General features: G+C 62.7%; 29 protein-coding genes. 17 read left to right on the top strand and 12 right to left on the bottom strand.

Translation table 11 applies throughout. The annotated features are described in order from the left end of the window. Window positions 1-7: 7 nt before the first annotated feature. The 3 genes from sucD to GTP55_RS07850 all read left to right on the top strand — a co-directional run bounded on the left by sucD (window position 8) and on the right by GTP55_RS07850 (window position 2,202). Window positions 8-889, top strand: a complete 882-nt coding sequence (gene sucD / locus GTP55_RS07860; protein ID WP_161044387.1) for a succinate--CoA ligase subunit alpha — start codon at window positions 8-10, stop codon at window positions 887-889. 73 nt (window positions 890-962) lie between these two features. Next, entirely contained in the window at window positions 963-1,541 is a 579-nt protein-coding gene (locus GTP55_RS07855) for an FHA domain-containing protein (protein WP_161044386.1), read from the top strand. A 172-nt stretch (window positions 1,542-1,713) separates the two neighbouring features. Beyond that, on the top strand, window positions 1,714-2,202 hold the full coding sequence (locus tag GTP55_RS07850) for a pilin (protein WP_161044385.1): 489 nt from the start codon (window positions 1,714-1,716) through the stop codon (window positions 2,200-2,202). A 50-nt stretch (window positions 2,203-2,252) separates the two neighbouring features. Here GTP55_RS07850 and GTP55_RS07845 read toward each other — a convergent pair whose 3' ends face one another. Further along, window positions 2,253-2,966: a flagellar brake protein gene (locus tag GTP55_RS07845; RefSeq protein ID WP_161044384.1), complete on the bottom strand. Its 714-nt coding sequence runs from the start codon at window positions 2,964-2,966 to the stop codon at window positions 2,253-2,255. 127 nt (window positions 2,967-3,093) lie between these two features. Beyond that, window positions 3,094-4,026 carry a LysR family transcriptional regulator gene (locus tag GTP55_RS07840; protein WP_161044383.1) on the bottom strand — a complete coding sequence of 311 codons (933 nt, stop codon included), beginning with the start codon at window positions 4,024-4,026 and terminating at the stop codon, window positions 3,094-3,096. A 124-nt stretch (window positions 4,027-4,150) separates the two neighbouring features. Between GTP55_RS07840 and GTP55_RS07835 the strand changes: the two genes are divergently transcribed. Next, window positions 4,151-4,906 (top strand): SDR family NAD(P)-dependent oxidoreductase, encoded by a 756-nt coding sequence (locus tag GTP55_RS07835; RefSeq protein WP_161044382.1) that lies wholly within the window; start codon window positions 4,151-4,153, stop codon window positions 4,904-4,906. A 39-nt stretch (window positions 4,907-4,945) separates the two neighbouring features. Here the strand turns inward: GTP55_RS07835 and GTP55_RS07830 are convergent, their stop codons facing one another. The 4 genes from GTP55_RS07830 to moaC form a co-directional block, all read right to left on the bottom strand. Continuing rightward, window positions 4,946-5,500, bottom strand: coding sequence for a hypothetical protein (locus GTP55_RS07830; RefSeq protein ID WP_161044381.1), 555 nt, complete (start codon window positions 5,498-5,500; stop codon window positions 4,946-4,948). A gap of 301 nt (window positions 5,501-5,801) precedes the next feature. Beyond that, window positions 5,802-6,248 carry an STY0301 family protein gene (locus GTP55_RS07825; protein WP_161044380.1) on the bottom strand — a complete coding sequence of 149 codons (447 nt, stop codon included), beginning with the start codon at window positions 6,246-6,248 and terminating at the stop codon, window positions 5,802-5,804. Continuing rightward, on the bottom strand, window positions 6,248-6,661 hold the full coding sequence (locus GTP55_RS07820; protein WP_161044379.1) for a BPSL0067 family protein: 414 nt from the start codon (window positions 6,659-6,661) through the stop codon (window positions 6,248-6,250). The genes GTP55_RS07825 and GTP55_RS07820 overlap by 1 nt, the downstream gene beginning before the upstream one ends. A 148-nt stretch (window positions 6,662-6,809) precedes the next feature. Next, complete coding sequence (gene moaC / locus GTP55_RS07815) at window positions 6,810-7,295, bottom strand: cyclic pyranopterin monophosphate synthase MoaC (protein ID WP_161044378.1); 486 nt, start codon at window positions 7,293-7,295, stop codon at window positions 6,810-6,812. A gap of 103 nt (window positions 7,296-7,398) precedes the next feature. Between moaC and GTP55_RS07810 the strand changes: the two genes are divergently transcribed. After that, entirely contained in the window at window positions 7,399-9,096 is a 1,698-nt protein-coding gene (locus GTP55_RS07810) for a beta-barrel assembly-enhancing protease (protein ID WP_161044619.1), read from the top strand. Here GTP55_RS07810 and GTP55_RS07805 read toward each other — a convergent pair. From GTP55_RS07805 to GTP55_RS07790, 4 genes are read right to left on the bottom strand one after another with little or no spacing between them, the layout of a single operon-like run. Next, window positions 9,068-9,655, bottom strand: a complete 588-nt coding sequence (locus tag GTP55_RS07805) for a DUF2946 family protein (RefSeq protein ID WP_161044377.1) — start codon at window positions 9,653-9,655, stop codon at window positions 9,068-9,070. The two genes, GTP55_RS07810 and GTP55_RS07805, sit on opposite strands and share 29 nt — an antisense overlap. Beyond that, window positions 9,648-10,604: a YheT family hydrolase gene (locus tag GTP55_RS07800; RefSeq protein WP_161044376.1), complete on the bottom strand. Its 957-nt coding sequence runs from the start codon at window positions 10,602-10,604 to the stop codon at window positions 9,648-9,650. Before GTP55_RS07800 ends, GTP55_RS07805 begins: the two co-directional genes overlap by 8 nt. An 8-nt stretch (window positions 10,605-10,612) precedes the next feature. After that, window positions 10,613-11,035, bottom strand: coding sequence for a YybH family protein (locus GTP55_RS07795; protein ID WP_110845353.1), 423 nt, complete (start codon window positions 11,033-11,035; stop codon window positions 10,613-10,615). Between the two features lie 19 nt (window positions 11,036-11,054). Beyond that, a complete protein-coding gene (locus GTP55_RS07790; RefSeq protein WP_161044375.1) occupies window positions 11,055-11,255 on the bottom strand; it encodes a zinc-finger domain-containing protein in 201 nt (66 codons plus the stop codon). A gap of 135 nt (window positions 11,256-11,390) precedes the next feature. Here GTP55_RS07790 and GTP55_RS07785 point away from each other — a divergent pair, with 135 nt between their 5' ends. The 12 genes from GTP55_RS07785 (at window position 11,391) to GTP55_RS07730 (ending at window position 24,336) form a co-directional block, all read left to right on the top strand. Continuing rightward, window positions 11,391-12,137 carry an AzlC family ABC transporter permease gene (locus tag GTP55_RS07785; RefSeq protein ID WP_161044374.1) on the top strand — a complete coding sequence of 249 codons (747 nt, stop codon included), beginning with the start codon at window positions 11,391-11,393 and terminating at the stop codon, window positions 12,135-12,137. Then, the gene (locus GTP55_RS07780) at window positions 12,130-12,462 is read left to right on the top strand and encodes an AzlD domain-containing protein (protein WP_161044373.1); all 333 of its coding nucleotides are present in this window, start codon (window positions 12,130-12,132) and stop codon (window positions 12,460-12,462) included. Before GTP55_RS07785 ends, GTP55_RS07780 begins: the two co-directional genes overlap by 8 nt. Before the next feature lie 67 nt (window positions 12,463-12,529). After that, entirely contained in the window at window positions 12,530-13,744 is a 1,215-nt protein-coding gene (locus GTP55_RS07775) for a phosphoglycerate kinase (RefSeq protein ID WP_161044372.1), read from the top strand. A 171-nt stretch (window positions 13,745-13,915) separates the two neighbouring features. Then, entirely contained in the window at window positions 13,916-15,364 is a 1,449-nt protein-coding gene (pyk, locus tag GTP55_RS07770; RefSeq protein ID WP_161044371.1) for a pyruvate kinase, read from the top strand. 126 nt (window positions 15,365-15,490) lie between these two features. Further along, window positions 15,491-16,555, top strand: coding sequence for a class II fructose-bisphosphate aldolase (fba, locus tag GTP55_RS07765; RefSeq protein ID WP_110845347.1), 1,065 nt, complete (start codon window positions 15,491-15,493; stop codon window positions 16,553-16,555). A 211-nt stretch (window positions 16,556-16,766) separates the two neighbouring features. Next, window positions 16,767-17,663 (top strand): phosphoribosylaminoimidazolesuccinocarboxamide synthase, encoded by an 897-nt coding sequence (locus tag GTP55_RS07760; RefSeq protein WP_110845346.1) that lies wholly within the window; start codon window positions 16,767-16,769, stop codon window positions 17,661-17,663. A gap of 2 nt (window positions 17,664-17,665) precedes the next feature. Continuing rightward, the gene (gene purE, locus GTP55_RS07755) at window positions 17,666-18,163 is read left to right on the top strand and encodes a 5-(carboxyamino)imidazole ribonucleotide mutase (protein ID WP_110845345.1); all 498 of its coding nucleotides are present in this window, start codon (window positions 17,666-17,668) and stop codon (window positions 18,161-18,163) included. After that, window positions 18,164-19,360 carry a 5-(carboxyamino)imidazole ribonucleotide synthase gene (locus tag GTP55_RS07750; protein WP_161044370.1) on the top strand — a complete coding sequence of 399 codons (1,197 nt, stop codon included), beginning with the start codon at window positions 18,164-18,166 and terminating at the stop codon, window positions 19,358-19,360. Beyond that, window positions 19,357-20,442, top strand: a complete 1,086-nt coding sequence (locus GTP55_RS07745; RefSeq protein WP_161044369.1) for an L-threonylcarbamoyladenylate synthase — start codon at window positions 19,357-19,359, stop codon at window positions 20,440-20,442. The genes GTP55_RS07750 and GTP55_RS07745 overlap by 4 nt, the downstream gene beginning before the upstream one ends. An 89-nt stretch (window positions 20,443-20,531) precedes the next feature. Further along, complete coding sequence (locus GTP55_RS07740) at window positions 20,532-22,073, top strand: alpha/beta hydrolase family protein (protein WP_161044368.1); 1,542 nt, start codon at window positions 20,532-20,534, stop codon at window positions 22,071-22,073. Window positions 22,074-22,247: 174 nt separating this feature from the next. Beyond that, complete coding sequence (locus GTP55_RS07735; protein ID WP_161044367.1) at window positions 22,248-23,624, top strand: SGNH/GDSL hydrolase family protein; 1,377 nt, start codon at window positions 22,248-22,250, stop codon at window positions 23,622-23,624. A 31-nt stretch (window positions 23,625-23,655) separates the two neighbouring features. Then, a complete protein-coding gene (locus tag GTP55_RS07730) occupies window positions 23,656-24,336 on the top strand; it encodes an OmpW/AlkL family protein (protein ID WP_161044366.1) in 681 nt (226 codons plus the stop codon). A 67-nt stretch (window positions 24,337-24,403) separates the two neighbouring features. Here the strand turns inward: GTP55_RS07730 and GTP55_RS07725 are convergent, their stop codons facing one another. Then, window positions 24,404-25,588 (bottom strand): acyl-CoA dehydrogenase, encoded by a 1,185-nt coding sequence (locus tag GTP55_RS07725; protein WP_161044365.1) that lies wholly within the window; start codon window positions 25,586-25,588, stop codon window positions 24,404-24,406. A gap of 91 nt (window positions 25,589-25,679) precedes the next feature. Next, window positions 25,680-26,183 carry a flavin reductase family protein gene (locus GTP55_RS07720; protein WP_161044364.1) on the bottom strand — a complete coding sequence of 168 codons (504 nt, stop codon included), beginning with the start codon at window positions 26,181-26,183 and terminating at the stop codon, window positions 25,680-25,682. Window positions 26,184-26,247: the final 64 nt, after the last annotated feature.

Here is a 26,247-nt window from a genome sequence, read left to right as displayed (position 1 = left end):
AACCGATATGTCTATTCTGATCAACAAAGACACCAAAGTCATCACCCAGGGTATCACCGGTAAAACCGGCCAGTTCCACACCCGCATGTGCCGCGACTACGCGAACGGCAAAAATGCCTTCGTAGCAGGCGTGAACCCGAAGAAAGCCGGCGAAGATTTCGAAGGCATTCCAATTTTCGGTTCGGTGAAAGAAGCCGCCTCGGAAACCGGCGCCACCGTGTCGGTCATCTACGTGCCGCCAGCTGGCGCCGCTGCTGCGATCTGGGAAGCTGTTGAAGCCAACCTGGACCTGGCAATTTGCATCACCGAAGGCATTCCAGTCCGCGACATGATGGAAATCAAGGACCGTATGGCTAAAGCGGGTTCGAAAACCCTGCTGCTGGGCCCTAACTGCCCAGGCCTGATCACCCCTGACGAAATCAAGATCGGCATCATGCCAGGTCACATCCACAAGAAGGGCCGTATCGGCGTGGTGTCGCGTTCGGGCACCCTGACCTATGAAGCCGTGGGTCAGCTGACCGCACTGGGCCTGGGCCAATCGTCGGCAGTTGGTATCGGCGGCGACCCGATCAACGGTCTGAAGCACATCGACGTGATGAAGATGTTCAACGACGATCCTGATACCGATGCGGTCATCATGATCGGCGAAATCGGCGGTCCGGACGAAGCCAATGCAGCCCGTTGGATCAAAGACAACATGAAAAAACCGGTGGTTGGCTTCATCGCCGGCGTTACCGCTCCTCCAGGCAAGCGCATGGGCCACGCCGGCGCGCTGATCTCGGGCGGCGCGGATACCGCACAAGCCAAACTGGAAATCATGGAAGCTTGCGGCATCACCGTGACCAAAAACCCATCGGAAATGGCGCGTCTGCTGAAAGCAATGCTGTAATTTCCATCCGCCTAGTTGTGGAATAATAAAGGGGAGCCATGTGCTCCCCTTTATTTTTTTGCCGGAGATCCGATTGGCCAAGCTCCTCATTTCGCGTGACGGACAACCAGAGCAGCAGGTACAGCTGAGCAAGGAGCGCATGAGCCTGGGCCGACATCCGCGCAACGACATCGTGCTGAACCATCCAGCCATCAGCGCCGAACATGCGGTCATCGTCACCATCCTCGACGATTCCTTTCTGGAAGACCTGCACAGCACCAATGGCACCTTCGTCAACGGCCACCGCATCGGCAAGCATTTTCTGCAACACCAGGACGCCATCAAGATGGCCAAGTTTCAGCTGGCGTTTGTGGCGGACGGCGTGCGTCCGCTGGCGGCGGCGCAGCCGGTGCTGGCCGAGTTGTCGGTGCTGAACGGCGCCAACGCTGGCAAGCATGTGGCGCTGACCAAGCCGCAGACCACGCTGGGCCGGGCCGGCGTGCAGGTGGTGGTGATCCGTCGCCACCCGCAGTTCTATACGATCACCCACACCGAAGGCGAACTGGCGCCGCTGCTCAACGGCACGGCGCTGGATCCACAGGCCGCCGAACGCCTCAGCGACGGCGACGTGATCGATCTCAGCGGCACGCAAATGACCTTCCGCGTGGCCTGACAAATTTTGTCAGTCGTGGCCTGGCTGACAAATTGCGGCGCGTCGGGCTGACAAAAAATGGCAGTTTTGGATGGGTTTTGCTGAAAATATAGGCAGAAACAGGCTGGCATACCAATTGCATTAGTAGGGATGTGTCACCCAACAATGTAATCACACCCCTAGGAGTCGCAAAATGAAATCCATGAAAATGATGAAGAAACAAGCACAAGCCGGCTTCACCCTGATCGAGCTGATGATCGTGGTTGCCATTATCGGCATCCTGGCTGCCGTCGCGATTCCACAGTACAGCGACTACACCGTAAAAACCAAGATGGCGACCGCGATGTCGTCAGTTGATTCGATCAAAACCGGCGTGGCGCTGTGCGCACAGGAAGCCGGCGGTGATTTCACCAATTGCAACAGCGGCGCAAATGGAGTACCAGTCTTCACGCCTACCAAAGAATTGAAAACCGTTACGGTCGCCGCAGGGACCATCACCGGCACCTTTAACACTGGCGTAGGCAAGGACATCGACAACACTACCGTGATCTTCACCCCGACGATTGCCACAGGTGCGTCGAACGTGAAATGGGATGTTACTACTACCGCAACCAACACCGTTGCGATTGCGGCTCTGACGAAAAACAATGCCGCTGCGTCCGCCTCCGCCAGCACCCCTTAATTTCTGAGCACTCCAAAAAACCGGCAGCTTGCCGGTTTTTTTTCGTCCGCTTAAACGATCTTCTGGCGGTCGGCGATCAGCGCTTCGTAGGTCAGGTTTTGCAGCATGGTGTAATGGACCGGATCAAGGTCGACAAACTGCACACCGTAAGTGAACACCTCCGGCTTGTCGCCGGTCGCCGGCTTGACCACATTGATATTGCGGATGGTCGCATTTGGATTGATGCGCACCTGGCGGTTGCCGGGCTGCGCGATCAAATAGAACGACAGCGCGACCTGCCCATCGCCGTCCGACAACTGCTTGGGCGACTCGATCAGCGCCCCGGACACGCTCAAATTGACCAGGAACACCGACGTGTGGCTGCCCGACGTGTTGGTGATCTGCGCCGGAATATCCACCTTCACCCGCATCGCCGCCCGCAGGCTGGTGCCCTGGATCGACACCGGAAAACTCAGGTGCGCATAAAACAGCGGCCGCGGGAACACCCGCTGCACCACGCTGGAGAACGAACACACGTTCACGCCGGAAAACACCCGGATCGTCAGCTTGTCGCCCTCATTGAGCGCGATCGGCGCGTTGTTTTCAAACGGCACCTTGACGATCATATACTCATCCTTGACCCAGCCGATCAGGGTCGAGAAGTGCTGGATGGGTTTGATGGTGCGATGGGTGATGAACTGGATCCTGCCGCCTACTTGCAGGTTCATTTGCTCAAACTCGTATTCCTGAGTCTTGGCTTCGCTCGGCGGAGGGTTGCTGCTCATGCAAACTCTTTCTATGTGGCGCAAACGACTACGGTGACAATAGCGTCAGAAAATTGTTCCTGCGACATTAATTATATGCGCGCTAATGAAATGTGACAATCAGGCAATACAACACATTGCGCATCGGTCATGTCTGCCGCGCCGTCTCATCCGCCGGCCGCACCAGCGAACGCCCGTCGAGACCCGGCGTGCTGGCAAACATCGCGGCGATGAAGTCGATGAACACGGTGGCGCGTTGCGGCAACAGGCGCTCGGCCGCATAGACGGCATTCAGCGGCGAAGGCCTGGCTGTGTAATCGGTCAGCACTGCCTGCAACTGGCCGCTGCCCAGATGCTCGGCCACCATCCAGGCTGGCAGATAGCCGATGCCGACGCCGGCCAGCACGGCGCGGCGTATCGCCTCGAGACTGTTGAGCCGCAGGCGGCCGCTCACCTGAATCTCGCCATCCAGCAGGGGCCAGCCATGGGTGTCGCCCGCCAGCAGCGTGTAGATGACACATTCGTGGCGCAGCAAGTCGGCGGGCCGCTGCGGCACGCCGTGCTGTTCCAGGTACGCGGCGCTGGCAACGCAGAGCCGCTCGGAGGTGCCGACACGGCGGGCCCTGAGCGCGCTGTCCTTCAGCACGCCGCCGCGGATCGCCAGATCCACGCCTTCCGCGACCAGGTCGACGTAGCCGTCGCTGATTTTGAGTTCCACGTCCACATCGGGATAGCGCGCCATGAACGCCGGCAGCGCGTCCATGATCTTTTCGGTGGCGAGGGCGGAAGGGCAGGCCACCCGCAGCAATCCATGCGGATTTTGCTGCCCTCGGGCCTCGGACTCCGCCTGGTGGATCACGTCCAGCGCCTGGCGCGCCAAGGCGTAGTAGCGCAGACCGTCAGCTGTGGCCACCAGCTGGCGCGTGGAGCGGTTGAGCAGGCGTGTGCCCAGCATCCGCTCGAGCGAGGCGATGTGGCGGCTGACATTCGGCTGCCCGATGCCCAGTTCGCGCGCGACAGCGGAAAAGCTGCCGGTTTCTATTGCCCTGACCAGGCAGTGCATCCATAATAATTTATTCATTTTGAGGTCAGTGTCGTCACCATCCATGCGATTAAAGCATAAATCTTATGAGCCTGGCTTGTCTTATCGCCAGCGTGCTGGCTGCGCATACTGAATCCACTTCCCAACCGTAAAGGAATTCAGCATGGCACTCAAACTCGCAAACAAAGTGGCGGTCATCACCGGTGGCAGCACCGGCATCGGACTGGCTATGGCCAAACGCTTCGTCGACGAAGGCGCCAAGGTCTACATCACTGGCCGCCGGCAGGCGGAGCTCGACGCCGCGGTCGGCGGTATCGGCGGCATGGCCGAAGGCGTGCGTGTCGATTCGGCGGATCTGGCGCAGTTGCAGTCGCTGTTCGACCATATCCGCGCCCAGCACGGCAAGCTGGACGTGCTGGTGGCGAACGCCGGGGGCGGTTCGCTGCTGCCGCTGGGCCAGATTACCGAAGCGCATTTCGACGATACCTTCTCGCGCAATGTCAAAGGCACGCTGTTCACGGTGCAGGCGGCGCTGCCGTTGCTGAGCGCGGGCGCGTCGGTCATCCTGACCGGCTCGACCGCAGCGAGCAGCGGCACCGAAGCGTTCAGCGTGTATGCCGCCTCCAAGGCGGCGGTGCGCGCGTTTGCCCGTAACTGGATACTGGACGTCAAAGGGCGGGGCATCCGCATCAACACGCTGAGCCCGGGTCCGGTCAAGACGCCGGGGCTGGTGGAACTGGTAGGCACCGATCCGGCCCAGCAGCAAGGCTTCCTCGATCATCTGGCGTCGCTGATTCCGATGGGGCGCGTGGGCGACCCGGACGAGATCGCTAAGGCGGCGGTATTCCTGGCGTCGGATGACGCCAGTTTCGTCAACGGCATTGAGTTGTTTGTGGACGGCGGCATCGCCCAAATCTGATTGCCAGCGTGTCGATCAGCGTTGCTCTGCGGAACAGGCTTAGCCGGCCTTCTTCAGGGGGATGCCGGCGGCCAGCATCGCCGCGTCGCGGGCGGCCGCAATCTCTGCCGTCATGTCGCCCAGGCCGCGCGCAGTCACTTTCGGCAGCAGCGACTGGTCCACGCTGGATGACGATTTGATGTCGCTGGCGCTGGTCTGGCCGGGCAGCGGCAGAAAATTATCGTAAATCACCGTGCCGGGCACCGCGCGCGTCAGTTCCGCCAGGCGCCGGTCGGCCAGGCTGCGGCCGGCAAAGTCTTCGGTCAGCTTCAGGCCAGGGATGTTTTGCTGGGTGACAGCGGTGCCGCTGTCGTACACCATGGCCACAACCTGACCATTCTGAACGATCTGCGCAAACACCTTGTCGGGATTGGCGGCGGCGGCTGCCTGGTTGGCTGCCAGGCGCGCCTCCACCTGCTGGTCGTGCAGGGCCAGTTCAGCCTGCAGGTGCTCGGGCAGCTTGAACGCCACCATCTTCTTTTGCTCGACCAGTTGGCCGATCGAGGTGGTTTCTCCTTGGAGCCTGAACGAATTCGAACTTTCGATGCGTGACATGACGCCTCCTGATGGACGGGGACGCCGGCGGCGCCCGCTTTACCGATGGAGCAGAGGTTATCATGAAAACCATGCTCTTCCGTCGTCAGGCTTTTCGCTTCCGATCGTCAATTAGCTGGCCGCGCTCCAGTCGCCCGACTTGCCGCCGTGTTTTTCCATCACGCGGATATCGCTCATGAAATTGAACGTCTTTTCGCAGGCAGCGATGTCTCTGTCGGTCGCATCGACAACTTGTTGGCCCAGACTAGCTGCTCAATCTAACCTCTAAGGCCCGAGAAATCGGGCTTTTTTTGTGCGGCATCTACTTGCAAGAAAATTCCAGAACCTCCTTCGTCCGTCCGTTCGTGGACTGGCTGGACAAGGTGCATTCAGTCGCGCTTTCTGTCACTTGCTGGAAGAGTTTTAACGTGGCACCACCACCGCCGTAGCCGCAGTACACCCACATCGTGTACCCGTGAGGCACGTCAAAGCTCCAGTGCTGCATTTCTCGGGTTTGCTTGCCTGCCTTACGACTTGTACTGTTGTCAGGTACGAGAAAGGCCGACTCCTCTGGTGGGCCGTGCAGCATTCCCCCTTCAGTGAGATACACCGGACGTAGCATGTGCAACTCCCAACCAGCAGGCAGGTGATTGGGCTGAATAGCATCTGGCTCTAGTCGTGCAGGGCAGGTAAGGTGCTGTTCACCGGCGAAAGCAATGCCGGTGGTGAAAATACCGCAAGCAGAGATTGTAAGAATGGAGGGCTTCATCACTCGATCACTGAGAAGGCAAGTGCGTTATCGGAGGGATTCTTGAACGAGCCATCTTTGTTGCGCTGCTGGCGTGGTGGTGGAATCCGTATCAGCCGGGCTGAGATGACACCCTTGGCCTTCCATTGGTCAAGCACCCAGATTCCACCCTTCATAACCTTTAAGACAATTGCAGCGTGGTTCCCGTGCGGATTGTTAGGATAGTGACCATCAACGAAAGTTGCGATTGCTGTTCCCTTTGCAACTTTCGTACCCAATTCAAGCACACTGCTTCCAGCCCGCCATGACGAAGTAGGGGCGCCTTTCAACCCCGGCACGTAGTACTTGACGAGGGCTACGCAGCTACCGTCTCCTACGGCAGGCGGCGGTGGGTCAGTATCCAGTGTATCAACTTCCTTGAAGATGTACGGCATACGTCCTCCATGTTGGATGGGTAGGCCTTATTGTTGGCTTCGCTGGTGCTAGATGCCTTGAGTTGGAACAAAGGGGACGACTGTCCAGCAAGTAGCCGAGCCAAGGGAGTAATCTGGTCTTCGGAAATCCCTTAGCCGAATCAAACCCTTAGCTGGTCGCGCTCCAGTCGCCCGACTTGCCGCCGTGCTTTTCCATCACGCGGATGTTGCTCATGACCATGCCGCGATCCACGGCCTTGCACATGTCGTACACAGTCAGCAAGCCGACTTGCACCGCAGTGAGTGCTTCCATCTCCACTCCGGTCTTACCGTAGGTTTCCACTTGCGCTTTGCAGTGCACCGAAGAATTCTCGACGTCGGTTTCAAAGTCCACCGCCACGCGGGTCAGGGCCAGCGGGTGGCACAGCGGGATCAGGTCGCTGGTGCGCTTGGAGGCCATGATGGCGGCGATGCGGGCAATCCCCAGCACGTCGCCTTTCTTGGCGGTGCCGCTCAGAATGATGGCCAGCGTCTCCGGTTTCATGCGGATCGAGCCGCTGGCCAGCGCGATGCGATGGGTCTCGGCTTTGGCGCCGACGTCCACCATGTGGGCTTGTCCAGTGGCGTCGAAATGGGTCAGGTGATCGGTGGTCATGGTTGCAGCTTAAAATGATTCATAATGTGTCCCTCAGTTTTCATACCCGAGTTGCGGGTATCATATCACCGTGAATGCTAAACGCTCCTCTTACTCTGGCCGCATGCGCGCCGTTGCTGCGGCACTGCTGATCGCCATGCCGATGGCCATGGCGCAGACCGGTCTCGCGCCTGCGAAGATTCCCAACCTGCCCGCGCTCGGCGGCACGGAGAGCCAGGATTTGTCGCCGCTGATGGAACGCAAGCTGGGCGAGGAGATCATGCGCGATATCCGCCGCGACCGCGATTACCTCGACGATGGCCCCATCCTCGAATACATTAACAACTTCGGCAACGTGCTGGTGGACGCCCGTCCCGGCGCGCGCGGCGAGGCCAAGTACGATTATTTCTTCTTCGTGGTGCGCGATCCGCAGCTGAATGCGTTCGCGTTGCCCGGCGGTTTCATCGCGGTGCACTCGGCGCTGCTGTTGCAGGCGCAGAGCGAGTCCGAGCTGGCCTCGGTGCTGGGCCACGAGATCGGCCACGTGGTGCAGCGCCATATCGCCCGCTCCATCGGCCAGCAGAAGCAGGATGCGCTGATTCCGCTGGCGGCGATGATCCTGGCGGCGCTGACGGCGCGCCAGGGCGGCGGCGATGCGGCCATGGGCGTGTTTCTCGGCGGCCAGGGCCTGGCGATCCAGCGGCAACTGAACTTCGGCCGCGACGCCGAGCGTGAAGCCGACCGCATCGGTTTCCAGATTATGGGCGAGGCCGGTTTCGATCCGTCCGGCATGGTGGCGTTCTTCCAGCAGATGCAGGCTTCTACCCGCAATTACAGCGATCTGGTACCGGCCTGGCTGCTGACGCACCCGCTGACCAGCGAACGTATCGCCGATATCCAGGCGCGTATCCGCGCGCAGCCGTACAAGCAGCGCCAAGACAGCCTGGACTTCTTCCTGGTGCGTTCGCGCGCGCGGGTGCTGCAAGACCAATCCGCCAACGGCTACAGCGAAACCAAACAGTTCTTCCAGGGCCAGATTTTGCAGGACAGCTGGCAGCAGAAGGCCGCCGGCCAGTACGGCATGGCGTTCCTGACCATGAAGCAGGGCGACACTGACGCGGCGCAGAAGTGGCTGGACCAGGCGCGCGAGACGGTCAACAAGCCGCCGCCGGCCGGCGTGTTCGGCGCGTCGCCGCGCAGCAAGGCGGAGTCGATTTTTGCCGCGACCTCGATCGAGATCAAGCTGGCGCAGACCGAGAACAAAGACATGCTGGCCAAGGCCGCCACCGAGGCGGAAGCGGCGCACCAGAAGTTCCCGCTGTCACGCGGCATCGCGCATCAGTATGGCGAAGCGCTGATTGCGGCCGGCAAACTGGACGAGGCGGGCGCCTATCTGCGCGACCAGGTGCAGCTGTACCGCGAAGATATCGAAGCCTACGATCTGCTGGCGCAGGTGTATTCCAAGCAGGGCAAGCTGGCGTTGCAGCACATTGCGCTGGCCGAGTCGTACAACCTGCAAGGCGGCGTGATGGCGGCGCTGGATCAGCTGGGTTATGCGCGCAAGGCGCCGGACGCGTCGTTCTACGATCAGTCGCTGATCGATGCGCGCGAGCGCGAGTGGCAGGCGCGTCGCCGTGAAGACCTGGCCGACCGCGGCAAGAAGGAGATGGCGCTGTCAGGCTCGGCCTTCAAGCTGGAGCTGAAGTCGGACAAGGACAACAAGGATAACAAGGACGATCCGTTCAACAATTCCTACACCAGTCCGTTCGACCGCCTGCGCAAGGCCACCGATCCTATGCAGCCGTCGGGGTCGGTACGCTGATGTAGCCGAAGCGCGTCGCCAGCTGACCGGCGGCGACGCGTTCCACCGCCACCCCATTCAGGCTCAGCGTGCCCGCCGCGCGGCCGTCCAGCCATGCCAGCAAGACCTCGTCCGCGACCGGCGCGCCGTCCATGCGCAACTGCGGCAGCACGTCGGCGAAATCGCGGTCATCCAGTTGCGCGACGATGTCGCCATGCCGCAGCACCAGTGCGCCGGCCTCGGTCATGAAGGCGGCTTCGGGCGTGCCCAGCGGCGCGCCGGTGTGCAGCCGCCAGCCATCCGCAGGATCGGTGCGGACGATGTATGGCGTCGCTTCCAGATCCACATACACGCGCTGCGGTCCGTTCTGGAAATACCAGCAGCCGCGCTCATCGGCCGCGTAGTTGCGCGTGATGAAGCCGACCAGCGCCACATTCGTCAGCTTGTCGCCCGGCAGGTTCAGGTGTTGCGCGCGCTCGTCGCGCATGCGCCAGTTGCCGCGCGCGTCGAGCGCCAGCCAGCCGTAGCAGTGGGGGACGTTGGGCCATTTGGCCAGCGCCTGTTTGACGATGTCATCCATGTTGTTCGAGGAAGTGAATCAGTTTGCTCGGCAGCCAGTTGATGCGTCCCGGTGGCCCGCCGACGGCAAAGCCAACATGGCCGCCCTGCTCAGGATAATCCAATACCACGCGCGATGACGCACGCTGCGGCAGGTGGCGTCCCGGCAGGAAGGGATCATTCTTCGCATTCAGCACCAGCGTCGGCACCGTGATGTCACCCAGCACGTGCTTGGCGCTGGCGCGGTTCCAGTAATCGTCGGTGTCGCGGTAGCCGTGCAGCGGTGCGGTGACGATGTTGTCGAAGGCGTACAGGTCGCGCGCGGCATGCAGGGCGTCGAGGTCGAACAGGCCGGGGAACTGCTGTAGTTTGGCTACGCATTTCGGCTTCAGCGTTTGCAGGAACATGCGCGTGTAAATCATGTTGAAGCCGCTCGACAGCGAGACGCCGCCTTGCGCCAGGTCCAGCGGCGCGGACACGGCGCAGGCCGCATCGACAAACTCGGCCTGGTGCTGCGATTCGCCCAGCCAGCGCAGCAGCGCGTTGCCGCCCAGCGAGACGCCGGTGGCGTAGAACTTGCCACTGGCGCCGGCCGCCTGGCGCCGGGCGTGCAGGCGGCGCACGATCCAGTCGATTTCGGCGGCGTCGCCGGAGTGGTAAAAGCGCGGTGCGCGGTTGGCTTCGCCGGAGCAGCCGCGAAAGTGCGGCACCGCGCCGGACCAGCCGCGTGCCTGCACGTCTGCCATCAGCGCGCGAGCATAGTGACTGTCGGACGAGCCTTCCAGTCCGTGGAACAGCACCACCAGCGGCTGGTCCGGCTGGCCGTCGACAAAGTCGATGTCGATGAAGTCGCCGTCCGGCGTGTCCCAGCGTTCGCGCCGGAAGCGTACCGCCGGCTTGCTGATGGCAATCGCCGGATAAATGGTTTGCAGGTGGCCGCTAGGCAGCCAGAACGGTGCGGTGTACTTCACGACGGCAATTAATGCAGGATCTGGCTGTGCGTATCCTGCGGCGCCGGTCCCGGTGCGATCGATACATGATGCAGGACGATGCGCCAGCCTTTCGGCGTTTTTGCGTACACATTGGTGGCGACCAGGTGCGCCGGCTCGCCGCTGGCGGCGGTGGCGCCTTCGATTACCACGTGGACCGAGCTCATTAGCGTATGGGTTTCGTGCAGCTGCGACGGCATGATGTGCAGGCCGCCGTGTTCGAGAATGGCGGCCCAGGAGGCGCGGATGGCCGCATGGCCGATCAGCCGCACGCCGCCCGGATGCACGCAGACGATCTCGTCGTCATCCGCCCACAAGGCCATCAGCGCTTCCAGGTCGGCGCGGTTGAGAGCGTCGTAGAAGGCCGTTTCGGTTTCAGCGGCGCTGCCGTTGTGCGTTTTCTTGGCTGGCATGGTGTGGGCGGGGAGGAGATTAGTGGTGGCCGACCACGGTGCCTGGCTTCAGGCGGTAGGCGGTGCCGCAGTACGGGCATTTGGCGACGCCGTGGGCGTCGAACTCCAGGAACACGCGCGGGTGCGACGACCACAGCGGCATGGCCGGGTTGGGGCAGTGGGCCGGCAGGTCCTTGCCATCGAGTTCAACTGCGGCGGCGGCGGTGTGTGGATTGGTCATTTCTTGTGGCTCCGGATGGCTAAGAGAAAACCACGATTTTAACGGATTCGCGCAGTTGACAAAAATCGTCGGTAAAATAGCGCCTCTACAACCCCGGTCCGGCCCACCCTGTGGCGGGAATGCCACAACTGTCCCATGATTGAATCCAGCCCTGCGGCCGCCGCACCCTGCGTCGCCACCCACCACGAACCGTCCTGGCGCGCCGGCGTCAAGACCGGCCTGCCGTCGCTGTTCGGCATCGGCGCCTGGGGCCTGGTGGTGGGCATCGCCATGGTCAAGTCCGGCCTGACGATCCCGCAGGCGCTGGGCATGACGCTGGTGGTGTTTGCCGGCTCGGCCCAGCTGGCGGCCTTGCCGCTGATCGCGGCGGATGCGCCGATCTGGGTCATCTTTGTGACCGCGCTGGTGGTCAATCTGCGCTTCGTGATCTTTTCGGCATTGCTGGCGCCGCACTTTTCCCACCTGCCTTGGCGGCAGCGCCTGACGCTGGGCTATGTGTCGGGCGATATTTCCGTGGCGCTGTTCCTGCAAAAATACCCGTCGCCGGCGCCGGAGGTCGGCAAACTGTCGTATCTGAAGGGTCTGCTGTATCCCAACTGGGCCTCGTGGCAGATCGGCTCGATCGCCGGTGTGCTGCTTGGCAGCGTGGTGCCGCCGGAGTGGAACCTGAGTTTTGCCGGCACCCTGGCGATTATTTGCGTCATGGTGCCCCTGACGGCGGGCCGTCCCGCGCTGTGCGGCGTGCTGGTGGCCGGCGCGGTGTCGGTGCTGGCGCACGCTCTGCCGTATAAATTGGGCCTGCTGGCGGCGGTGCTGGCCGGCATGCTGAGCGCCATGCTGGTCGGCGAAGCCGCCGAGAAATTGAGGGCTAAACATGGCTGACTGGGAAATCTGGCTGGTGATCCTGGTGCTGGCGCTGGCCACCGCCGCCACGCGCAGCGGCTTCTGGCTGGTCGGCCATCGCGTCACCATCCCCAAGCGGGTGCAGGAGATGCTGCGCTACGCGCCGGCCTGCGCCTTGGCGGCCATTATCGCGCCGGACCTGATCCTGGCGGCCGACGGCCAGCCGGTGCTGGACGCCAGCAATCTCAAACTGGTGTCCGGGATTGTGGCCACCATCTATTATTTGCTGCGACGCAATATGCTGGAGACCATCATATTCGGCATGGCTTTCTTCACAGCATTAAGGCTGATTTCTGTAATTTAATAACAGAAAAATCAACTCCGGCTTGCGGTAGAATAGCGCTCTTCCTCCAACTCGACTTTGGGTAGCCATGTCCGCTGTTCTGAACTTCATCCGTCTGCAAGACCTCATCGATCAAAATGCGCTGCAAGGCAAACGCGTTTTCATTCGCGCCGACTTGAACGTGCCACAGGACGATGCGGGCAATATCACCGAAGATACGCGCATCCGCGCTTCGGTTCCAGCCATTAAGGCGGCAGTTGCCGCCGGCGCCAAGGTCATGGTCACGTCCCACCTGGGCCGCCCGACCGAAGGCGAGTTCAAGCCGGAAGACAGCCTGGCGCCGGTCGCCAAGCGCCTGTCCGAGCTGCTGGGCCAGCCGGTTGAACTGAAGCAGAACTGGGTAGACGGCGCCGGCCTGGAAGGCCTGCAAGCCGGTCAGGTAGTGCTGCTGGAAAACGTCCGCGTCAACAAGGGCGAAAAGAAGAACAGCGATGAACTGGCGCAGAAAATGGCCGCTCTGTGCGACATCTACGTCAATGACGCCTTCGGCACCGCGCACCGCGCGGAAGCTTCGACGCACGGCATCGCCAAGTTTGCCCCTATCGCCGCCGCCGGCCCGCTGCTGGCGGCCGAGCTGGACGCGCTGGGCAAGGCGCTGGGCGCCCCGGCCCGTCCGTTGCTGGCGATTGTCGCCGGCTCGAAAGTTTCCTCCAAACTGTCGATCCTAAAGGCGCTGGCCGACAAGGTCGATAATCTGATCGTCGGCGGCGGCATTGCCAACACGTTCATGAAGGCTGTCGGCCTCAACATCGGCAAGTCGCTGGTGGAAAACGATCTGGTCGACGAAGCCAAGGCCATTATCGACATCATGGCCAAGCGCGGCGCGCAGGTGCCGATTCCGGTCGACGTGGTGTGCGCCAAGGAATTCTCGCCAACCGCCGTCGCCACCGTCAAAGACGTGGCCGACGTGGCCGACGACGACATGATCCTGGATATCGGTCCCAAGACCGCCGCCCAGCTGGCCGCGCAGATCGCTGCCGCCGGCACCGTGGTGTGGAACGGCCCGGTCGGCGTGTTCGAGTTCGACCAGTTCGGCGAAGGCACCAAGACGCTGGCGCTGGCCATCGCGCAATCGAAGGCGTTCTCGATCGCCGGCGGCGGCGACACGCTGGCCGCGATTGCCAAGTACAACATCGGCGAGCAGATCGGCTACATCTCCACCGGTGGCGGCGCCTTCCTGGAGTTCCTGGAAGGTAAGACCCTGCCGGCGGTCGAGATCCTGACCCAGCGCGCTGCCAAGTAAGGGAAATAGCACGGTCGTGCTTTGTAGCAAATTAACAGTAGAATCCAGGTAATGCCTGGGAAGGGCGTCAAATCTGTAGCAAAACCTACAGATTTGATGTCTTAACCGCAACAAACCCTGGTTTCCGCGCCGCGCGGGAACTGTTCGCATGACCTACTGCTAAGGAATACTATGTCTCGTAGCACCAAAATTGTCGCCACGATTGGCCCAGCTTCTACCGACTTCAACGTACTGGTCAAGATGATCCGTGCGGGCGTCGATGTCGTGCGCTTGAACTTCTCGCACGGCAAGGCGCAGGACCACATCGACCGCGCCCGTCTGGTGCGCGAGGCGGCTGCCGAGTGCGGCCGCGAAGTGGCGATCATGGCGGACATGCAGGGTCCGAAAATCCGCGTCGGCAAGTTTGAGCAAGGCAAGATCGAGCTGGCCAAGGGCGACAAGTTCATCCTGGACGCCAAGTGGGGCGAGAACGGCGAACTGGGCAACCAGGAACGCGTGGGCCTGGACTACAAGGCGCTGCCGCAGGACGTGCGTCCGGAAGACCAGTTGCTGCTGAACGACGGCCTGATCGTGCTGGTGGTGGAAAAAGTGGTGGGCAGCGAGATTTACACCGTCTGCAAGATCGGTGGCGAGCTGTCCAACAACAAGGGCATCAACCGTCTGGGTGGCGGCCTGACCGCGCCGGCGCTGACCGCCAAGGACATGGAAGACATCAAGACGGCCATGAGTTTCCAGGCCGATTACCTGGCGATTTCGTTCCCGAAAAGCGCAACCGATATGGAAATGGCGCGCCAGCTGGCCAATATCGCCGGTGACGCCTACGGTCACAAGCCGATGATGATCGCCAAGATCGAACGCGCCGAAGCGATCCCGCTGCTGCAGGAGATCCTCGACGCGTCCGACGGCATCATGGTGGCCCGCGGCGACCTGGCGGTGGAAGTGGGCAATGCCGCCGTGCCGGCGCTGCAGAAGCGCATGATTCGCATGGCGCGCGAGTCGAACAAGCTGGCGATCACCGCGACCCAGATGATGGAGTCGATGATCTTTAACGCCGTGCCGACCCGCGCCGAAGTATCGGACGTGGCCAACGCCGTGCTGGACGGCACCGACGCCGTGATGACGTCGGCCGAAACCGCATCGGGCCGCTATCCGATCGAAACCGTTGAAATGATGGCCGCCATTTGCGTGGAAGCCGAGCAGTCCGAGTACAACAAGCTGGACGCCGATTTCCTTAACGCGACCTTCACCCGCATCGACCAGTCGATCGCCTATGGCGCGCTGTTCACCGCGCATCACCTGGCGGTGAAGGCGATTGTGGCGCTGACCGAGTCCGGCTCGACCGCGCTGTGGATGAGCCGTCACAACATCGATACGCCGATCTTCGCGCTGACGCCGTCGGTCACCACGCTGCGTAAAGTGTCGCTGTACCGTAACGTGAAGGCATACAATTTGCTGCAGGAAGGCGGCAGCGCCGCCGTGCTGAAAAAAGCGGAAGAGTTGCTGGTCGCGCAGGGCGTAGTCAAGAAAGGTGATCTGATCGTGGTGACCTCGGGTTCCCCGATGGGCCAGGTCGGCGGCACCAACGCGCTGAAGATCGTCAAGGTCGGCGAATTTAGTTAACCCCGCCGTCGTTCCCGCGCAAGCGGGAACCCATGCGGCGCCTCACTGGCAGCCGATGTATGGGCCCCCGCCTGCGCGGGGGCGACGGGCGGTGACAGGTTTTTTTATTGTTTTTGGAGAGTTACCATGTCCCTCGTATCCATGCGTCAACTGCTGGACCATGCCGCCGAAAACGGCTATGGCATCCCTGCGTTCAACGTCAACAATCTGGAACAAGTGCAGGCCATCATGGCTGCCGCCGATGCGCTGAATTCGCCGGTGATCATGCAGGCGTCGGCCGGCGCCCGTAAATACGCCGGCGAAGCGTTCCTGCGTCACCTGATCGACGCCGCCATCGAAGCCTATCCGCATATCCCGGTCGTCATGCACCAGGACCACGGCCAGTCGCCGGCGGTCTGCATGGCCGCCATCCGCTCGGGCTTCAGCTCGGTGATGATGGACGGTTCGCTGGAAGCCGACGGCAAGTCGGTGGCGTCGTACGAGTACAACGTCGACGTCTCGAAAGAAGTGGTCAAGTTCTCGCACGCCATCGGCGTGACCGTGGAGGCCGAACTGGGCGTGCTCGGTTCGCTGGAAACCATGAAGGGCGACAAGGAAGACGGCCACGGCGCCGACGGCACCATGACCCGCGAACAGCTGCTGACCGACGTGGCGCAAGCCGCCGACTTCGTGCAGCGCACCCAGTGCGACGCCCTGGCGATCGCCATCGGCACCTCGCACGGCGCCTACAAGTTCACCCGCAAGCCAACCGGCGACATCCTGGCCATCGACCGCATCAAGGAAATCCACGCCCGCATCCCGAACACCCATCTGGTGATGCACGGCTCGTCGTCGGTACCGCAGGAACTGCTGGCCATCATCCGCGAATTCGGCGGCGACATGAAGGAAACCTACGGCGTGCCGGTGGAAGAGATCCAGGAAGGCATCCGTCACGGCGTGCGCAAGATCAACATCGACACCGACATCCGTCTGGCGATGACTGCCGCCGTGCGCCAGTACATGTTCCAGAACCCGTCGAAATTCGACCCGCGCGACTTCCTCAAGCCAGCCCGCGCGGCTGCGGAACAAGTTGTGCGTGCCCGTTTCCAGGCCTTCGGCTGCGAAGGCCAGGCGTCGAAAATCAAGCCAATTCCACTGGATAAAATGGCGGAACGCTACAAAGCCGGCGAGCTGTCCCAGATTGTGAAGTAAAATTCTGTTTTGGAACGGCTTAAGGCTTGCGCCGCTGAAGCCGTCTTCCCCGCGAAAGCGGGGATCCATGCTGACTATGCACGTAGTGTCCATGGATTCCCGCCTGCGCGGGAATGACGGGGTGGCGGTACGGTTTTGGGCCGACTCTTTCGACCGGCGATCGAGCATTCCTCTGTCGCCGGTTTTTGCTTTTTCATTACATTCCCCTGCTATGAACAGCCTCTACCAGTCTTCCATCAAGTCCCTGCCACTCCTCGGTCATGGCAAAGTCCGCGACAACTACGCTGTCGGCGATGACAAAATCCTCATCGTTACCTCCGATCGCCTGTCGGCCTTCGACGTTGTCATGAATGAACCGATTCCCGGCAAGGGCAAGGTACTGAACCAGATGACCGACTTCTGGTTCGAGAAGCTGGGCCACATCGTGCCGAACCACCTGACCGGCGTGGCGCCAGAGTCCGTGGTGGCCGCCGACGAAGTCGAGCAGGTCAAGGGCCGCGCCGTGGTCGCCAAGCGTCTGAAGCCGATCATGGTGGAAGCGGTGGTGCGCGGCTACATCATCGGTTCGGGCTGGAAAGACTACCAGGCCACCGGTTCGATCTGCGGCATCAAGCTGCCGGAAGGCCTGCAACAGGCTGAAAAGCTGCCGCAGCCGATCTTCACGCCAGCGGCCAAGGCCGATCTGGGCGAGCACGACGAGAACATCAGCTTTGAAGACATGGAATCCCGCATCGGCGCCGAACTGGCCGCCAAAATGCGCGATGTCGCCATCAAGTTGTACACCGAAGCGTCGGAATATGCCGCCTCGCGCGGCATCATCATCGCTGACACCAAGTTTGAATTCGGCCTGGACGACAACGGCGTCATGCACCTGATGGATGAAGTGCTGACCGCCGATTCGTCGCGCTTCTGGCCAGCCGATTCGTACGCGGTCGGCATCTCGCCGCCGTCGTTCGACAAGCAGTTCGTGCGCGACTACCTGGAAACCCTGACCGACTGGGGCAAGACGGCCCCGGCGCCAGCGCTGCCGGCCGACGTCATCGACAAAACCCAGGCCAAGTATTTCGAAGCCATCGAACGCCTGACCGGCGAAAAGCTGAAGGTATAAAAATGGCTGATCAAAAACCACTGGTCGGCGTCATCATGGGCTCGTCTTCGGACTGGGACGTGATGTCGAACGCAGTTGCCATCCTCAAGCAGTTCGGCGTGCCGTTTGAAGCGCAGGTGATTTCCGCGCACCGCATGCCGGACGAGATGTATGCCTACGCCAAGAGCGCCCGTGCGCGCGGCCTGCGCGCCATCATCGCCGGCGCCGGCGGTGCGGCGCACCTGCCGGGCATGGTGGCGGCCATGACCATCGTGCCGGTGCTGGGCGTGCCGGTGCCATCGAAATATCTGCGTGGCGAAGACTCCATGCTGTCGATCCTGCAAATGCCGAAAGGCGTGCCGGTCTCCACCTTCGCCATCGGCGAAGCGGGCGCCGCCAATGCAGCGCTGACCGCCGTGGCCATGCTGGCCGCCACCGACGACGCGCTGGCCGACAAGCTGGAAGCGTTCCGCGTTTCGCAAACCGAGGTCGCCAAGGCCATGACACTGCCGGTTGAATAAATGAGTGATATGAAGTTGAAACCCATCCTGCCGCAAGCCAATCCGCCAGCCTGGCTGGGCGTGATGGGCGGCGGCCAGCTGGGCCGCATGTTTGCCCAGGCCGCGCAGGCCATGGGTTATCAGGTTGCCGTGCTGGAGCCGTCGGAAGATTGCCCGGCCGGCCAGGTCGCCCAACGGCTGGTCAACGCCGGCTACAGCGACGAAGCCGGCCTCGATGCGCTGGCCGCCCAATGCGCCGCCGTTACCACCGAATTTGAAAACGTCCCTGCGGACAGCCTGTCGCGCCTGGCGCAATCGGTGTTCGTGGCGCCCAACGCGCATGGCGTGTCGGTGGCCCAGGACCGCGTGGCCGAGAAGAGTTTCTTCGTCAGCTGCGCCGACAAGTCGGGCGTGCTGCCGGCGCCGCACAAGGTGATCGCCTCGCAAGAAGATATCGACGCCATCAGCGATGACCTGCTGCCGGGAATCCTGAAAACCGTGCGCATGGGCTACGACGGCAAAGGCCAGGTACGCGTGACATCGCGCGCCGAGGTGCAGGCGGCGTTTGAATCCATGGACAAGGTGACTTGCCTGCTGGAGAAGATGCTGCCGCTGGCCTACGAAGTCTCGGTGCTGACCGCGCGCGGCCACGACGGCGAATCGGTGGTCTATCCGATCGCGGAGAACGTGCATCGCGACGGCATCCTGTTCACCACCACCGTGCCGGGCCCGAACGTATCGGAACAGAGCGCCTTGAAGGCGCAGAAGGCGGCGCAAGCCATCGTGGCCGAGCTCGGCTATGTCGGCGTGCTGTGCATCGAATTCTTCGTGCTGACCGACGGTTCGCTGGTGGTCAACGAAATGGCGCCGCGTCCGCACAACAGCGGCCACTACACCATCGACGCCTGCGTCACCAGCCAGTTTGCGCAGCAGGTACGCGCCATGGCGCAACTGCCGCTGGGCGATGTGCGCCAGCATTCGGCGGCCGTGATGCTGAATATTCTGGGCGACGTCTGGTTCACCGACGACAGCGACGCCACCCGCGAGCCGGCCTGGAATGAAATCCTGGCGCTGCCGGGCGCCAATCTGCACCTGTACGGCAAGGACGAGCCGCGACGCGCGCGCAAGATGGGCCACCTGACCTTCATCGCGCCGACCTTGGCGCAAGCGCAGCAGCAGCTCAACGCCGCCTGCGCCGTGCTCGGGATCGCACCTTGAAGCAGCCATCCGCAACCGTCGCCGACTCGGCCGCCATTGCCGAAGCGGCGGCCATTCTGGAGCAGGGCGGGCTGGTGGCTTTTCCCACCGAGACGGTCTACGGCCTCGGCGCGGACGCTGAAAATCCGGCCGCCGTGGCGCGCATCTACGAAGCCAAGGGCCGGCCGCATGACCATCCGGTGATCGTGCACGTCGCCCCCGGCGCCGACCTCGACTACTGGACCACCGACGTGCCCTACGAAGCGCGCCAGCTGGTGCAAGCCTTCTGGCCTGGCCCGCTGACGTTGATTCTCAAGCGCCATCCGCGCATCCCGGACGCCGTCTCGGCCGGTCAGGACAGCGTCGGCATGCGTTGCCCGTCGCACCCGGTCGCCATTGCGCTGTTGCGGGCATTCAAAGGCGGCAAGGGCGGCCTGGCGGCGCCGTCGGCCAACAAGTTCGGCAACGTCAGCCCGACCACCGCGCAGCACGTGCGCGACGAGTTCGGCATGGACGCGCATGACGACGGCGCGCTGAACGGCGACGACGCCTGTTCCGCAGCCGAACTGAGCCGCGTGCTGGAAGGCGGTTCGAGCGAAGTGGGGATCGAATCCACCATCGTCGATATGTCGCGCCTGGCGACGCACGGCCCGGTGCTGCTGCGTCCCGGCCACATCAGCGCGCAGCAGATTGCCGACGTGATCGGCATGCTGCCGGCGGCGCCGGACCAGGCCGCGCCGCGCGCCTCCGGCACGCTGGAATCGCATTACGCGCCGCGCACGCCGGTCACCATGCTGGCGGCCGACGGCTTTGCCGCCACCTTGTCCCAATTGCACGCCAGGGGCGTCAAGGTGGCGCTGATCGGCCACGGCTTGCCGGCCGCGCTGACCGCCTCGGCGCATGCTCAACGCGTGCTGCCTGCCGATCCGGCCGGCTACGCCTACGGCTTGTATGCCGCGCTGCGGGATATGGACCAGACCGGCGCCAGCCTGATCCTGGTCGAAACGCCGCCGCAAGACGCCGCATGGCTCGGCGTCAACGACCGCCTGCGCCGCTCGGTGTTCGGCTCGGCGGGCGTAATTGCCGCGCTGTTGCAAAAATAAGCCATCGGCTGTTGCGCGGCAGCTTCACCTGCTAAGATGAATTCGTTGCCGGCCGAAAAACTCGCCCGGCCATCTTGCAAGGAAGCGATATGCGCACTGCCCGGCTGGCACTGATTCCTTTGGTATGGACCCTGGCTTCCTGCGGCGGTGGCGGCGGTAGTGCCGACCACAGCGGCGGTACGGTCGTCACCCAACCGACGCCGCCGGCGCCGCAGCTGCGCGGCCAGATGATCGGCAGCGCCACACTGGTGCCGGTCACCGTCGGCGCAGGCAGCAGCGTCAACACGCTCGACCCGGCAGCACTGAAAACGCTGGTCGACGCCGGCACCACCTTGGGCAGCGCGGTCACCGGCACGCCCACCTGCGCCATCACCACCTACACGCTGAAGTACCACACCATCGATTCCACCGGCGCCGACACGCCCGCCAACACCGCCGTCTTTGTTCCGTCGGGCAGCAATGCCGCCTGCCAGGGCGGCCGTCCGGTGCTGTTGTACGCGCACGGCACGTCGGTACAAACAAGCACCGACATGGCCAACCTGGCCGCGACCGAGCCGCGCCTGATCGCCGCCATGTTCGCGGCGCAGGGCTACATCGTGGTGGCGCCGAATTACGTCGGTTATGCAGGCTCGACCGCCGGCTACCATCCGTATCTGGATGCGCAGCAGCAGTCGGCCGACATGATCGACGCCTTGCGCGCCGCCCGTAGTGCCTTCAGCAGCATCAACGCCGCCGCCTCCAGCCGCCTGATGGTCACCGGCTACTCGCAGGGCGGTTATGTGGCGCTGGCCACGCAGCGCGCCATGCAGACGCAATACGCGTCCGAATTTACGGTGACGGCCGCCGCGCCCTTGTCCGGCCCGTACGCGCTGATGCAGTTCGGCGACACCATCTTCAACGGCGCGCCGACCACCGGTTCGGCCGGCTTCCTGCCCATGCTGATCACCGCCGGCCAGCGCGCCGGCGCCAACCTGTACAGCAGCACCAGCGATATCTACGAACCGAAATACGCCAGCGGCATCGACACGCTGCTGCCCGGCACGCAAAGCCTGGGCGAACTGGTGGCCGCCGGCAAGCTGCCGAATGATGTCCTGTTTGCCGCCGACTCGCTGCCGCAGACAGCCGGCTACGCCAGCGCGTTCGGCGCCGATCACCTGATCAGAACCGCCTACCGCGACGCCTACCTGGCCGACCTCAAGGCCAATCCGTGCAACGCCAGCAGCGCCGCCCCGCTGGCCTGCACGCCGCAGCAGGCGCTGCGCAAGTGGTTGCTGAAGAACGATCTGCGCACCTACACGCCGAACGTACCGCTGTTCCTGTGCGGCGGCGATGAAGACCCGTTGGTCCCCTACGCCAACACCACCAGCACGGCGGCGTACTTCCGCGCGCAAAATGCGACCAGCCTGCCACTGACGGTGTTGAACGTAGACACGCTGGCGGCAGGGCCGTCGCTGACCACGCGCACCGAGTTCGCCGCCGCCAAGGAGGCGTTGCGCGCCCTGACGAAGCAGCAGACCGGCAGCGCCAGCGCCGCCGACCAGGCGGTCAAGGATGCCTACCACGCCGGACTGGTGGCGCCGTTCTGCCTGCGGGAGGCGCGCGCCTTCCTCGATTCTGCACCAACCCGGTGAATCACCCCTTGATATAGCGTAATAAATGCCGAGCAAGCGTTCTTTTTTGCTCACAAACCCCTGTTTTTAGGGGTGTTCCTCTATACAAGAGTTTCCTGTGCTGGCATATTAGTTGGGTTGCGAATAGCACGGCCGTTCGTATCACAAGACAAAAAAATATTTTTAGGAGACAACATGCGTCATACCAAACTTGCACTTGCTGCAATGACCCTGGCCGTCCTTGCGGGTTGCGGCGGCACCGATCCGGCAGCAGGCGATCAAACCACCAAAGTCAAATACAGCGCACAGGTATCGTTCGGCGACAGCCTGTCCGACGTCGGCTCTTACGCAGTCGGGACCGTTGCCGCACTGAAGGGCGGCAAATTCACCATTAACGGCAACAACACCTCGGTCAACGAAACCCTGACCGGCAAAAACTGGACCGAGCTGACCGCCGCCCAGATCGGCCTGGCCGCACCATGCGCCGCCGTGACTGGCCTGGACGGTAACGCCGCCCAGGGCTTCTCGGTGCCGGCCACCCCGCACGCCGGCTGCTACGGCTACGCCATGGGCGGTTCGCGCGTGACCAATCCTATTGGACCGAGCCACAAGGCGACCGGTAGCGCGCTGGGCGCGTTGACCTATCCGGTCGTGACCCAGATCGCCAACCACCTGAAAGCGGTGGGCGGCAAATTCAAGGGCGACGAGCTGGTGCTGGTGATGGCTGGCGGTAACGATGCACTGTTCCAGCTGGGCGCACTGAGCAGCGCAGCCACCACAGCGGGTACCACTGCCGGCAACACCGCCTACCTCACCAGCCTGATCGGCCAGCTGGCTGCCGGCGCCACCAATCCTGTTACTGCCGCCGGTGCCATCGGCGCGGCCGCGCAAACCGCTGCGGCGCAGAGCGGCGCGACGCAGACCACCATTACCCAGGCCGCCGTGGGCGCTGCTGCTGTGCAGCCAGGTAACTCGGCGGTCGCTTCCCCTGCCGTGTATGGTCCGATGGTGACCAAGGCCACCGCCGCCGGTACCGCCGCAGGTCAAAAAGCCGGCGCCGACTACGCTACCGCCCACGGTCCGGAACTGGTCGCCGCCATGGGACAGGCCGGCACCGAACTGGTGGCACTGGTGAAAAACCAGCTGATCGCTAACGGCGCCAACTACGTGGTGGTGAACAATCTGCCGGACGTGGCCACCACGCCGTCGGGCCGCACCAAGGATGCCTCGACCCAGGCCCTGATCAACGCCATGGTCAACGCCTTCAACAGCGCGCTGAGCACCGGTCTGGCCAGTGAGCCGAAAGTGCTGGTGGTGGACGTGTTTGCCGTCAGCCATGACCAGGCCACCAATCCTGGCCCATACGGCCTGACCAACGTCTCCGAAACCGCGTGCGACCTGAGCACCACCAAGAACCCGCTGGGCAGCTCGCTGGTGTGCAACGCCAGCAACCTGAAAACGGGCGACGTCAGCCACTGGTCGTTTGCCGATGACGTACACCCAACCCCTTACAACAACCTGCTGCTGGCACGTTACGTGTCCAAAGCGATGGTGACCAAGGGCTGGCTGTAATTCAGTCACATAGAAAATACCTGGAGACGATATGAATAAAACGGTAAAACTGCTGGCGCTGGCCGCCGCAATGACGGTGGCTTCGGCTGCATCGGCACAACAAAGCACCGGCACCTGGCTGGGCACGGTGGGCGTGAACAAGATTACGCCGAAAGTGGACTCGGGCGATGTTTCGGCGCCGGCGCTGCCGGGCACCAAGACCGACGTCGGTTCGGACACCAAGCCGCGCTTCACCATCGGCTACATGCTGACCGATAACATTTCGGCCGAGCTGGACCTGGGCCTGCCGTACAAGCATGAACTGTCCGGCGCCGGGTCGATCCAGGGCACCGGCAAGCTGGCGACGGCCGAAGTGCTGCCGCCGACGCTGTTCGTCCAGTACCGCTTCCTCAATGCGGACTCGGCGTTCCGTCCGTACGTCGGTGTCGGCTTTACCTACGCCATGTTCCAGAAGGAACGCGGTTCGGGCCAGCTGACGGCGATCCTGAACACCGGCGGTCCGGGCGCCACCTTCAAGCTGGATGACAAGGCTGCGGCCAGCTTCCAGATCGGCGGCACCTACAAGATCAACGAGAAATGGTTCCTGGATGCGTCGGTCATCAAGACCAAGCTGAAAACCACGGCCCACTACTCGACCGGCCAGACCCAGGAAGTGCGCCTCGATCCGCTGGCCGTCAACTTCAGCATCGGCTACGCGTTCAAAGGCTTCTAGGCGTAAAAAAACCGCCGGCACTGAATGCGCTCTGGAGCGCGTTCAGGCCGGCGGTTTTTTTTCGTCCTTACTGGAAGGCCTGGATGCCGGTCTGCGCCCGGCCGAGGATCAGCGCATGGATATCGTGCGTACCTTCGTAGGTATTCACCACTTCCAGGTTGACCATGTGGCGGATGATGCCGAACTCGTCCGAGATGCCATTACCACCCAGCATATCGCGCGCCAGGCGGGCGATGTCCAGCGACTTGCCGCACGAGTTACGCTTCATCATCGAGGTGATCTCGACCGCCGCCGTGCCTTCATCCTTCATGCGGCCCAGGCGCAGGCAGCCTTGCAGGCCCATGGTGATTTCGGTCTGCATGTCGGCCAGCTTCTTCTGGATCAGCTGGTTGGCGGCCAATGGCCGGCCGAACTGGGTACGGTCCATGACGTACTGGCGCGCGGTGTGCCAGCACGATTCGGCCGCGCCCAGCGCGCCCCAGGCGATGCCGTAGCGGGCCGAGTTCAAACAGGTGAACGGTCCCTTCAGGCCGCGCACGTCCGGGAAAGCGTTCTCTTCCGGCACGAACACATTGTCCATGACGATTTCGCCGGTGATCGAGGCGCGCAGGCCGAACTTGCCGTGAATGGCCGGCGCGCTCAGGCCCGCCATGCCTTTTTCCAGCACGAAGCCGCGAATCGCCCCTTCATCGTCCTTGGCCCACACGACGAACACATCGGCCACCGGCGAATTGGTGATCCACATCTTGGCGCCGCTCACCGAATAGCCGCCGGGCACTTTCTTGGCGCGGGTGATCATCGAGCCGGGGTCGGAGCCGTGGTTCGGCTCGGTCAGGCCGAAGCAGCCGATCCACTCGCCGCTGGCCAGCTTGGGCAGGTATTTCTGTTTTTGCGCTTCGGTGCCGAACTCGTAGATCGGCACCATCACCAGCGACGACTGCACGCTCATCATCGAGCGGTAGCCGGAATCGATGCGCTCGACTTCGCGCGCGATCAGGCCGTAGGCCACGTAATTCAGGCCGGGGCCGCCGTACTGTTCGGGAATGGTCGGGCCCAGCAGGCCGATCTCGCCCATTTCGCGGAAGATGGACGTGTCCATGGTTTCATGGCGGAAGGCTTCGAGGATGCGCGGTTGCAGCTTGTCCTGGCAATAGGCGGCAGCGGCGTCGCGCACCATGCGCTCATCGTCGGTCAGCTGCTGGTCCAGCAGCAGCGGGTCATCCCAGTGGAATTGGGCGCGGGCTTGGCTCATAGATAGTCTCTCATTATGGATGAATGCTGCCAGCATTCTATGCCTGCGACCTGGTGTGCGCTTTTCTAATGGCGACACCAATTTCCGTTTTTTACCCCAGGCCGGCGAACTGGCCGCTGTGGAAGATCAGGGGAGGGCGCGGCGAAAACGCGCAGAATTCCACTTCGCCGACAAAAATCACGTGATCGCCTTCCGGGTAGCGGCTGCGGTTATGGCACTCGAACCAGGCCGAGGCATCCTTCAGGATCGGCTGGCCGGTGCGCGACAGCTCGTACTCCACGCCTTCCCACGGGTCGATGCCGCGGGTGGCGAAGCGCTTGGCCAGATGGGCTTGCTCAGCGTTCAGCACATTGATGACGTAATGCGAGTTGCCGGTAAAGATGGGCATGCTGTTGGCGCCATTGGACAGGCTCCACAGCACCAGCGGCGGATCGAGCGACACCGAATTGAAGGAACTGGCGGTCAGGCCGCGAAACGTGCCGTCCGCCAGCCGGGTGGTGATGATGGTCACGCCGGTCGCGAACTGGCCCAGCGCCTGGCGGAAATGCGCGGTATCGAACGTGCGCTCTTCGGCGCGGGGAGAATTGGTGTTCATGCGGCCATTATGCCAAAGATTTGTAGCGTCATAGCGGATTACCCCGGTTTGCGTTACAGTGAGC

It is taken from the genome of Duganella margarita (assembly GCF_009857535.1).
GTDB lineage: Bacteria > Pseudomonadota > Gammaproteobacteria > Burkholderiales > Burkholderiaceae_D > Rugamonas > Rugamonas margarita.
Note: the sequence above shows the minus strand (reverse complement) of the source record. Positions and strands in the feature narration are given on the sequence as shown.